Below are 9,701 nucleotides of genomic sequence, written 5' to 3' on the forward strand. Positions count from 1 at the left end.
GTAGCCGCGGGATGTCGCAGCCCGAACCGGACCCCGATCGCAGAAAGGCCGCCCGTGCGGATGAACACCGGTGAACCGGCCCGGCGGCCCCGGCCGCCCGGCAGGCGACGGCCGCGTGTGCCCATGCCCCCGGCCCGGCCCGCGCCGTCCGGGGACGGCGTCCCGCCCGGGCTGCGGACCGTCGCCGGGTACACCTGGCGACTGGTCCTGCTCGGCGTGGCGGCCTTCCTCCTCGTCCTCGTCCTCACCCGGCTCGAACTGCCGGTCGTCGCGGTGTTCCTGGCCCTGGTCATCACCTCCGTGCTGCGGCCGGTCGTCGATCTCCTGGACCGGCTGGTGCCCCGCTCGCTGGCCGTCCTGCTGGCCTTCCTGGCCTCGATCGCCCTGGTCGGCGGGATCCTGGCGTTCGTCGGCACGACCGTCGCCGACGAGTGGACCGGCCTGGGCCGCGAACTGCACGGCGGCCTGGGCCGGCTCGACCGCTGGCTGACCGGCGCGCCCTTCCACCTCCACGCGGGCACCGTCACCGACTTCCGGGCGAAGCTCGGCGAGTTCGTCGCCGCCCACCGGTCGACACTGATCAGCACCGCCATCAGCGGCGCGGGCCGGGCCGTCGAGGTGGTCACCGCGGCCGCGCTCGCGGTGTTCTGCTCGGTGTTCTTCCTCCACTCCGGCGACCGCATGTGGTCCTGGGCCGAGCACCAGCTTCCCGCCCGCGCCCGGCCGGTCTGGGGCCGGGCGGGCCGCGCCGCCTGGCAGACCTTCGCCGGCTACACCCGCGGCGTGCTCATCGTGGCATCGACCAACGCCGTCCTGGTCGGCATCGCCCTCGCCCTGCTGGGGGTGCCGCTGGTGCTCCCCCTGGTCGTCCTGGAGTTCGTCGCCGCACTCGTCCCCCTGATCGGCTCCCCCATCGCGCTGGCCATCGCCTCGCTGGTCGCCCTGGCCGCGCGCGGCCCGGTGGTCGCCCTGCTGGTGCTCGGGCTGATCGTGGTCATCGGCCAGATCGAGGGCCATCTGCTGCACCCGCTGGTCCTCGGCTGGTCGGTGCGGCTCCACCCGGTGGTGGTCGCCCTGTCGGTGACCGGTGGCGCCGTGCTGGGCGGGGTGCTGGGCGCGGTGGTGGCCGTGCCGGTGGTGTCGGTCGCGTGGGCGGTGACCGGCGAGCTCCGCGACCACGGGACCGGGGCCCGGCCGCGGTCCCGGCCCCGGCCCACCGGACGGGCAGCCCCGTAAGGGCGGGGCGCGGGGCGGTCCCGGCGCTTCGCCGGGCGGGGTAACGTTCCGTCAGACGACGACGGCAGCCGCGGCTGCACAGACCGGGGAAGGACGCCATGGCACGTGAGACCGCCGCCGTCGTGACGAGTCCGGCCGACCGGGCCGCCCGGTCCGTCTGGAGCGCCCGGTCCGCCTGGGGCGTGCTCGGGCTCCTCCTGCTCACCTGGACGGTGTTCGAGGCGGTGAAGCACACCGGGGCCACCGTCCCGTGCGCCGTGCTCGGGCTCCTCGTCCCCTCCCTGACCAGGGCGGCACCGGGCTCGGCGGCCGTTCGACACCTGCTGCTCCGGGTCTGGGCGCCGGTCGCCGTCATGGCGGTCTGCTCCGCCGTCCCGGGCCCGGCCGACGACATCGCCGCGCCGTTCACCTTCGGGTTGGCCTGGCTGGCCCACATCGCGGTGGGGCGCGCCCTGGGACACGGGATCCGGCCGTCCTGAGCCGACCGCCGGATCCGGGGAGCGGGACCGGGGCTCAGCGCAGAGGGCGCTGCACAGGAAGTCGGGCGGGCCGACTTCCCGCGCAGCCGCCCGCCCGGCCCGGGCGCTCCGGCCCGCTCGGCCCGCTCGCCGGGGCGGGCACGGGCACCGAGGCCGGGGGCGGGGTCAGACCAGGCGGTGCATGCCCACCGAGTGCGGGGCCGTCCCGACGAAGCCGTGCTTGGCGTAGAGGCGGTGGGCGTCGCCGTCGGCGATGAGCGAGACGTACGCGCCCGGCACGGCACGGCGCTCCAGCTCGGCGACCAGGCCCGCCATGATCCGCCCTCCGAGACCCCGGCCCTGATGGGCGGGCAGGACGCAGACGTCGGCGATCTGGAAGACCATGCCGCCGTCGCCGACGATCCGCCCCATGCCGACGGTCGCGCCGTCCCCGGTGTGCACGGTCACGCCGTACCAGGTCCGCGGCAGCCCGGCGGCCACCGCGGCGGCGGGGCGGTCGCTCATGCCGGAGGCGGTGCGGAGGTGGCGGAAGGTGTCGACGTCGGGCACGCCCGACCGAAGCTCGTAAGAGTCATTAGCGTCATTCATACCTTACATCATAGGGTGGGTGGCTCCGGGTGCCCCACGGCCCGGGATCCCGCGTCGCGACGGATGCCGCGACGCTCCGGCCGTCCCGAAAGGAAAGTCCGTGTCACAGCCCCGGATCCTGCTGCTGGACGCGGCCCCCGGCGGGCTGCTCGACCGGGAGCTGGCGCGGCTGCTCGACCACGGGCTCGCCGTCACCCTCAACCTCCGACGGGTGACCGACAGCTCTGCGGCGCGGGCCGCCTGGGCCGGCCGGGTCGAGTTCGCCGACTTCGACGCCTTCGACGAACCGGCGCTGCTCGCCGCGACCGTCCGGGGCGGCCTCGGCTACGACGCCGTCAAGTCCCGTGGCGGGGTGCCGATGCGCGCCGCCTTCCTGGCGACGGCGACCGACCCCCGTCTCGCCCGCCGGCTCCGGGCGATCGGCCGGGCCGGGGCCGGCACCGACCACGTCGACCTCGCGGCCACCGCCCGCCACGGCGTCGCCGTCACGCACACGCCGGGGTCCAACGCGAACGCGGTCGCCGAGTTCGCCCTGGCCCAGCTCCTCGCCCTGAGCCGCGACCTTCCCGCCCACAACGAGGCCGCCCACCGGGGAAGTTGGCGCACACCGGCGGCGCCGGCGGTGGAACTCTCCGAGCTCACCCTCGGCATCGTCGGCCTGGGCCGGACCGGTCTGGCCCTGGCCACGCGGGCCGGGGCCCTCGGCATGGACGTCCAGGCGTTCTCCCGCCGCCCGGCCGGGGCCCCGGTGCGCGCCGCCGACTCCCTCCGCACGCTCCTGGCCGGCAGCGACGTCGTCTCCCTGCACCTGCCGCTCACCCCGCAGACCCGCGGGCTGATCGGCCGGGCCGAGCTGGAACGGATGCGGCCCGGCTCGGTCCTGCTCAACACCGCCCGCGGCGGCATCGTCGACGAGCAGGCCCTGGCCGACGCCCTCCGCGACCCCGCCCACCCGCTCGCGGCCGCCGCCGTCGACACGTTCGAGCACGAGCACGCCGCCTTCGCCTCACCGCTCGCCGGCCTGCCGAACGCGCTGCTCACCCCGCACATCGCCGGGATGACGCGGAGCGCGATGGCCACCGCCGCCCTCCGCTGCGCGGACCACCTCGCCGCCCTGCTCGCGGGCCGCCCGGACGGCGTTCCGGTGGCGACCGCGTGACGGCCCGGCTCCCCGAGGGCACTGGGCGGGGTGCGGGGACCGGACGGGGCGCCGGGACCGGGCGGGGCGCGGGGATCACGGTCCAGTGGGTGAGGACGTCCTGGACGAAGCGGTCGCGGGGCGGGCCGGCGGCAGCTCGCCGGAACGCCGCAGCGGCCGGCTTCGCGGTGCCGTCGCAGCCCTCGACGCTGTCCGCGCCTTCGCCGTCGATGCCGTCGGTGCACCCGGCACACCTGGCGCACCTGGTGCACCTGGTGCGCATGGGCGAGGCGGACGGCTTCGCACCGCGGGAGGGGTGGGAGGTCCTCCCGCCCGGCGCGCTCGGGCTGCGCGAGGCCGACGGCCGGTTGCGGGTGCTGCCCCCGGTGGAACCGTTGTACGGCCTTCCGCCGCGCGCGCGGCGCCCGCCGGCCGTGCGGCTCGCACCCGGGCAGTGGGTCCGGTGGCAGCTCAACTACCGCTTCTCCAGCGCGGCGGGCGTACGGGACTGGTCCTACTGGCTGGACACCTTCAACATCGCGTACGGCCCGGCCGGCCCCGGCCTGTTCCTGACCGAACCCACCGTGCTCGTCGACGAGTGCGGCCCGGTCCGGTAGCCCGGCGCCCGGCCCCACCGCCACAGCCCAAGTGCCGGGCGGCGCGGGGCCACCCGGCACCGGGCGCGAGTCGCAGCGACGACCGGAGTGTCACCAGGTCGCGCCGGCGGGCTGGCGGGTGGTGGCGTTCAGACGGTTGAAGAAGTTGGTCAGGCTGATCCAGAGGACCAGTGAGGCCAGCTGCTTCTCGTCGAAGTGCGCGGCCGCCGCGTCCCAGACGACGTCCGGCACGACCGCCCGGTCGGCGAGGCGGGTGACGTGCTCGGCCAGCTCCAGGGCCGCACGCTCGGCGTCGGTGAAGTACGGCGCCTCACGCCAGGCGGCGACCGCATGCAGGCGCTCGTCGGTCTCGCCGTTCTTCTTCGCGCTCGCCACGCCGCCGACGACGCAGTAGCTGCAACCGTTGATCTGGCTGGCGCGCAGGTGGACGAGTTCGAGGGTCGACTCGGGCACGCCACCCTTCTTCGCGGCCTTGAGCACGCCCAGGATCGCGGGCATCGCCTCGGGGATGACGACGGCGGGGTTGGCCATACGGGCGTCGTTCACGGTGGTGTCCTTCTCTCGGTGTTCGCTCGTGCTGTCATCCCTTCGACGGAGCGGATCGCGGAAGTGTGACAAGCAGGCGGAAGAGGTCCCGGGAAGGAGCCGCCGGGCTCACCGGCCGGGCGTCGACGCGTCCGCCGGGCTCACCGGCCGGCCCTCAGCGCGCCCGGCCGACGGTGGCGAGCAGGCAGGCCGCGGCGACGGCGGCGAGCGCCGCGGCGGTGGCGTACATCGTGGCGGCCCCGGCGTGGGCCGTCAGCCCGCCGAACACGGTGCCGGACCCGATACCGATGTAGATGGCGGAGGAGTTCAGGGCGACGACCAGCGGCGCCTCCTGCGGGGCGGCGGCGATCAACCGGTGCTGCTGCGGCGGGGTCTGGCACCAGCTGCCCGCGCCCCAGGCCACCGCGAGCAGCCCCACCAGGGCGGGCGCGCGTGTCCCGGAGGCCGCCAGCAGGCCGAGACCTCCGAGCCCGGCGGCCAGCACGAGGTAGCCCGTCGACAGCACCCGGACCGGGCCGAAGCGGTCGGTGGCGCACCCCGAGGCGAGGTTGCCGAGCACCGCGCCGAGCCCGTAGAGCGAGAGCGCCCACGCCGTGTCGGACTCCCCGATGCCGACCGCCGCGAGCGCCGGAACGCTGTACGCGTACACCGTGTAGGCCGCCGTCATGCCGAGCACGGTCAGCGGCAGGACGGCCCGCACGGCGGGACGGCGCAGCACCGCGAGGCGTTCCCGCAGTGGCACCGCAGGGTTGCCCGGCAGCGCGGGCAGCAGGAGGGCGAGCGCCGCCGCGGTGAGCAGCGCGAGCGCCGCGACCGCGGCCAGCGCCCAGCGCCACCCCGTCAGTTCGCCGACCACGTCCCCCAGCGGGACGCCGAGTGCGGTCGCGACGGTCAGCCCGCCCACCACCACGGCCAGGGCCCTGGCCCGCCGTTCGGGGCCGGCCAGGAAGGCGGCGACCGCCCCCGCGTTGGGGGTGAACGCCGCCGCGGCGCCGGCTGCGGCCACCCGCGCGGCGATCAGCGCGGCGAAGGTGGGGGCGAGCGCCGAGGCGAGGTTGGCCACGCCGAGCCCGGTGAGCGCGGCGACGAGCAGGGTCCGGCGTGGCAGCCGGGCGGTGAGGGTCGCCAGCACCGGGGAGAGCAGGGCGTACGCCGCCGCGAAGGCGGTGACGGCCTGGCCCGCGGCCGCCGTCGACGCGCCGAGGTCCGAGGCCAGGTCGGGCAGGAACCCCGCGACCGCGAACGCGTCGGTGCCCACGGCGAAGGTACCCAGGGCCAGGACGGGGACGACGCCGGTCCGCGGCGGAGTCGGGCCGGTCGTGGCAGCGGCAGGGACGGCGGCAGCAGCAGGCGACTCCGGCCTTAACGAGATATTCAATGTCCCGATTCTCCTTCGCAAAAAGCCCGGCCGGGCGGCCGGGCGGCGTACAGCGGACGGACGGGCAGGCTACGGCGGGCGGACCGGGGTGCGGGCCGCTCCGGCCCACGGGGAGCGAGGCGTTCGGGCCCGTCCGGCCCACGGCATGACGGCTGGTCAGCCGCCCAGCCGCTCGTGGAAGCGCCGGACACGCCCGGGCGCACCCGCAGGGCTGGCCGCCAGCAGGTCGGCGAGGGTCTGCGAGGCCAGCTCGCGGCGCCACGCCAGTTCGGCCCGCCGCATCGCGCCCGCGATCCCGCACGGGCGCGCGAACTCGCCCGCCGCCGCCTCGGCACCCGCTCCCCTGCGGCGGATCTCGGTGCAGCGGAACGCCTCCGTCGCCCCCTCGACGGCGGCCACCACGTCCATCAACGTGACGTCCTCGGGTGCGCGCGCCAGCCGGTACCCGCCGCGCGTGCCCGGCACGGAGGCCAGCACACCGGCCCGTACCAGCGGCTGCAGACGCTTCTTCAGGTACACCGGCGGCAGTTCGAAGATCTCCGCCAGCCTGCCCGTCGGGATCGGCGCCTGGTCCTCCAGCCACGCCAGCGCCAGGCAGCAGTGCAGGCCCCACTCCACACCCTCACCCATCAACATAACCGGGATACTACATGTCCCCAAATGGATCCGGAAAGGCCCGACGCCGCCCGAGGGGGTGCACCTGGATACACCCCCGTTGGGCAGCTACACGCAATGGCCCCGGCGGCGCGGACCGGAAGAGTCGACGTCGACAGAGACGGACCGCACGAGCAGGAGGCCAGAAGACATGCGGGCTTGGAAGGCGGAGACGGGGGTGTTCCTCACCGTCGCGTTCGTGGCGGCGGGGGCGTTGGGGGCGGTGCAGCCCGCGACGGGGATTCCGCCGGAGGTCGTCCAGTTGACCCAGTTCGGCCCCGCGGCAGGGGTGTTGGTGGTGGCGCTGCTCTGGCCCTCGCGCATCCGGCAGCGTCTCGCCGGGGCGCTGCCCCGACGCCGGACGCCGGACACGGCCCAGGCCGGGAAGGGCGGGGCGGCCCAGGCCGGGAAGGGCCGGGCGGGCCGGGAACTGTGGATGCTGCTCTCGGCACCGCTGATCATCGCGCTCGCCGCGGGCACGTACGCCCTACTGGAGGGAGTCGGCCGGTTCACGGATCCGCGCACCCTGGAACACCCCTTCGCCCTCGTCGTGGTGGCCCAACTGGTCGGCGCGTGCGGAGAGGAGATCGGCTGGCGCTGCCTGCTCCAGCCCCTGGTGCGGACCAGGTTCGGCCCGGTCACCGCGTCAGCCCTGGTCGGCCTGGTGTGGGGCTTCTGGCACGTGCAGGTCTTCACCCACGCCCCGGCGTACGCGGCCGGTTTCCTGCTGGCGACCGTCGCGATGTCCGTCGTCCTCGGCCTCGGTCTGGAGCACGTGCGGTCCAACCGGCTGCTGCTCGCGGGTGGCTTCCACACCCTGGTGAACCTGGGGATGCTCCTGTTCCTGGACGACGACTCCGGCGCGGTGCTGCCGATGGCGCTGTTCGGCGGCGCGTGCCTGGTGGCGGCACTGCCGTGGGTGATGCGGGCGCCCGGCACTAGGCTCGTGACCGCGGCGGAGCACGGCGCGCGCTGACGGGGGAACAACGGGTGGGCAGGGCAGAGCGGTGGGCACAGCGGAGCAGGTGAGCACGGCGGAGCGGCAGGGCACGGCAGAGAGGCAGGGCACGGCAGCGGGGGGCGCCGCGGGCGGCTGGGCCGCCGTCGGGCGGTGCCAGCTGCTGTCACTCGCCGGCTTCGCGGTGACCGCGGTCGGCGGGCTGGTGGTGTGCACGCTGCTCCTGCTGCCGGTCGGGGTGGGGTTCCCCCTGTTGCCGCCCGCCGCGGCGGCCCTGCGCCGGCTCTCGGACCGGTACCGGTCCTGGACCGCCCGCTGGACCGGCACCTGGATCAGCCCGCCCGAACCGCTCGCCGTGGACGGCTCCGGGAGCCGCCGGCGGCGGGCGGCGGCCGTCCTCGGCGACGAGGGGTTCTGGCACGACCTCAGATGGGCCTGGCTGGAACCGTGGGCCGGCGGGGTGCTGGTCGCGGTGCCGCTGGCGCTCATCGAGTACGGAGCGTTCGGCGCACTGGTGCAGCCGTTCATCTGGCGGCTCCTCGGCGACGGCAACTGGTACGCCTTCATCCCCGTCGAGTCCACCGCCACCATGCTCGCCGCCGCCGTCCTCGGCCTCGTGTTCGTCGCGGCGGGGCTGCGTCTCGCGCCCCGGGTGCTGGAACTGCACGCCCGGTGGAGCCGGCGCACGCTCGCCGCGCCCTACTCCACCGAGCTGGTCCGCCGCATCGAGCACCTGACCGACACCCGCGCCGACGCACTGGACACGCAGGCGGCCGAACTCCGGCGCATCGAACGGGACCTGCACGACGGGGCGCAGGCCAGGCTGGTCGCCCTGGGCATGACCCTGGACAAGGCGACCCGGCTCCTCGACGCCGATCCGCAGACCGCCCGCGAGCTGCTGCTCGTGGTCCGGAGCACCTCGGAGCGGGCCCTCCAGGACCTCCGGGACCTCGTCCACGGCATCCACCCTCCCGTCCTCGCCGACCGCGGTCTCGGCGACGCCGTCCGGTCACTGGCGCTCGACAGCTTCCTCGACGTCGACGTCGAGGTCCGGCTGCCGGGACGGCTGCCCGCGCCCGTCGAGTCCGCCGCCTACTTCGCGGTCGGCGAACTCCTCGCCAACGCGGCCAAGCACTCCGGCGCCCGCGAGGTACGGATCCGCCTGGCGCACGCGGACACCGTGCTGCGGGTCACCGTCACCGACGACGGCCGCGGCGGCGCGGACCCCTCCCGGGGGAGCGGACTCCACGGTGTCCGGCGCAGGCTCAGTACCTTCGACGGGGCCCTCACCCTGCACAGCCCGCAGGGCGGACCGACCACCGTGACCCTGGAGATACCGTGCGCGTCGTCATTGCCGAAGACCTCTTCCTCCTCCGCGACGGGCTGATACGGACCCTTCAGGAGCACGGCTGCGAGGTGGTCGCGGCCGTCGACAACAGCCCGGCCCTGCTGCGCGCGCTGCGCGAGGAGGAGCCGGACGTCGCCGTGGTCGACATCCGCCTGCCGCCGACCTTCACCGACGAGGGCCTCCAGGCCACCCTCGAAGCCCGCCGCGCCCGGCCGGGCCTGCCCGTCCTGATCCTCTCCCAGTACGTCGACCAGCTCTACGCCCACGAGCTGCTGGCCGGGGGCGAGGGCGCCATCGGGTACCTGCTCAAGGACCGCGTCACGCACACCGCCCAGTTCATCGACGCCGTCCGCACCGTCGCGGCCGGCGGTACGGTGATGGACCCGCAGGTCATCGCCAAGCTCCTGGCCCGCAGCGACGCCCGGGGGAACACCTCGCAGCTGACCCCGCGCGAGCACCAGGTGCTGGAGCTGATGGCCGAGGGCCGGTCGAACGCCGCCATCATGGGCACCCTGCACATCAGCGAGAGCGCCGTCGCCAAGCACACCGCCGCCATCTTCGCCAAGCTGCGGATCGAGGCGTCCGCCGACGACAACCGCCGCGTGCTGGCGGTCCTGGCCTACCTCAAGCGCTGAGGGCGGGAGACCGACGGGCACGGCCCCGCCGACGTACGTCGCCGCACGTCGAGCCCGCCAACGCCCGCCGATCGTCCGTCAGGTCGGGCGGGCGCCCGCCCCCGACCGCTCACCTGAGGCCTGC

The 9,701-nt window shown here is 75.5% G+C and carries 11 protein-coding genes; 7 read left to right on the forward strand and 4 right to left on the reverse strand.

Annotation, left to right across the window (positions count from 1 at the left end):
• Positions 1 to 123 precede the first annotated feature (123 nt).
• A complete protein-coding gene (locus C2142_RS01165) occupies positions 124 to 1,236 on the forward strand; it encodes an AI-2E family transporter (protein ID WP_241003098.1) in 1,113 nt (370 codons plus the stop codon).
• A gap of 98 nt (positions 1,237 to 1,334) precedes the next feature.
• The gene (locus C2142_RS01170) at positions 1,335 to 1,715 is read left to right on the forward strand and encodes a hypothetical protein (RefSeq protein WP_241002304.1); all 381 of its coding nucleotides are present in this window, start codon (positions 1,335 to 1,337) and stop codon (positions 1,713 to 1,715) included.
• 165 nt (positions 1,716 to 1,880) lie between these two features.
• Here the strand turns inward: C2142_RS01170 and C2142_RS01175 are convergent, their stop codons facing one another.
• Positions 1,881 to 2,303, reverse strand: a complete 423-nt coding sequence (locus C2142_RS01175) for a GNAT family N-acetyltransferase (RefSeq protein ID WP_148640647.1) — start codon at positions 2,301 to 2,303, stop codon at positions 1,881 to 1,883.
• 100 nt (positions 2,304 to 2,403) lie between these two features.
• Here C2142_RS01175 and C2142_RS01180 point away from each other — a divergent pair, with 100 nt between their 5' ends.
• Together C2142_RS01180 and C2142_RS01185 are read left to right on the forward strand one after the other, a co-directional pair.
• Entirely contained in the window at positions 2,404 to 3,462 is a 1,059-nt protein-coding gene (locus C2142_RS01180) for an NAD(P)-dependent oxidoreductase (protein WP_148640648.1), read from the forward strand.
• A gap of 74 nt (positions 3,463 to 3,536) precedes the next feature.
• A complete protein-coding gene (locus C2142_RS01185; protein WP_148642102.1) occupies positions 3,537 to 4,058 on the forward strand; it encodes a hypothetical protein in 522 nt (173 codons plus the stop codon).
• Positions 4,059 to 4,148: 90 nt separating this feature from the next.
• Here the strand turns inward: C2142_RS01185 and C2142_RS01190 are convergent, their stop codons facing one another.
• The 3 genes from C2142_RS01190 to C2142_RS01200 all read right to left on the reverse strand — a co-directional run bounded on the left by C2142_RS01190 (position 4,149) and on the right by C2142_RS01200 (position 6,618).
• The gene (locus tag C2142_RS01190; RefSeq protein WP_148642103.1) at positions 4,149 to 4,589 is read right to left on the reverse strand and encodes a carboxymuconolactone decarboxylase family protein; all 441 of its coding nucleotides are present in this window, start codon (positions 4,587 to 4,589) and stop codon (positions 4,149 to 4,151) included.
• Between the two features lie 169 nt (positions 4,590 to 4,758).
• Entirely contained in the window at positions 4,759 to 5,883 is a 1,125-nt protein-coding gene (locus tag C2142_RS01195) for an MFS transporter (protein ID WP_277347317.1), read from the reverse strand.
• A gap of 255 nt (positions 5,884 to 6,138) precedes the next feature.
• Positions 6,139 to 6,618, reverse strand: coding sequence for an Rrf2 family transcriptional regulator (locus C2142_RS01200; RefSeq protein ID WP_148640649.1), 480 nt, complete (start codon positions 6,616 to 6,618; stop codon positions 6,139 to 6,141).
• A gap of 169 nt (positions 6,619 to 6,787) precedes the next feature.
• On the opposite strand from C2142_RS01200, the gene C2142_RS01205 reads away from it, so the two are divergent.
• From C2142_RS01205 to C2142_RS01215, 3 genes are read left to right on the forward strand one after another with little or no spacing between them, the layout of a single operon-like run.
• The gene (locus C2142_RS01205) at positions 6,788 to 7,612 is read left to right on the forward strand and encodes a CPBP family intramembrane glutamic endopeptidase (RefSeq protein ID WP_148640650.1); all 825 of its coding nucleotides are present in this window, start codon (positions 6,788 to 6,790) and stop codon (positions 7,610 to 7,612) included.
• Between the two features lie 49 nt (positions 7,613 to 7,661).
• Complete coding sequence (locus tag C2142_RS01210; protein WP_241002306.1) at positions 7,662 to 8,981, forward strand: sensor histidine kinase; 1,320 nt, start codon at positions 7,662 to 7,664, stop codon at positions 8,979 to 8,981.
• Positions 8,933 to 9,577 (forward strand): response regulator transcription factor, encoded by a 645-nt coding sequence (locus C2142_RS01215; RefSeq protein WP_148640651.1) that lies wholly within the window; start codon positions 8,933 to 8,935, stop codon positions 9,575 to 9,577. Before C2142_RS01210 ends, C2142_RS01215 begins: the two co-directional genes overlap by 49 nt.
• The last annotated feature ends 124 nt before the right edge of the window (positions 9,578 to 9,701 follow it).

Source organism: Streptomyces sp. CB01881 (assembly GCF_002953255.1).
Lineage (GTDB): Bacteria > Actinomycetota > Actinomycetes > Streptomycetales > Streptomycetaceae > Kitasatospora.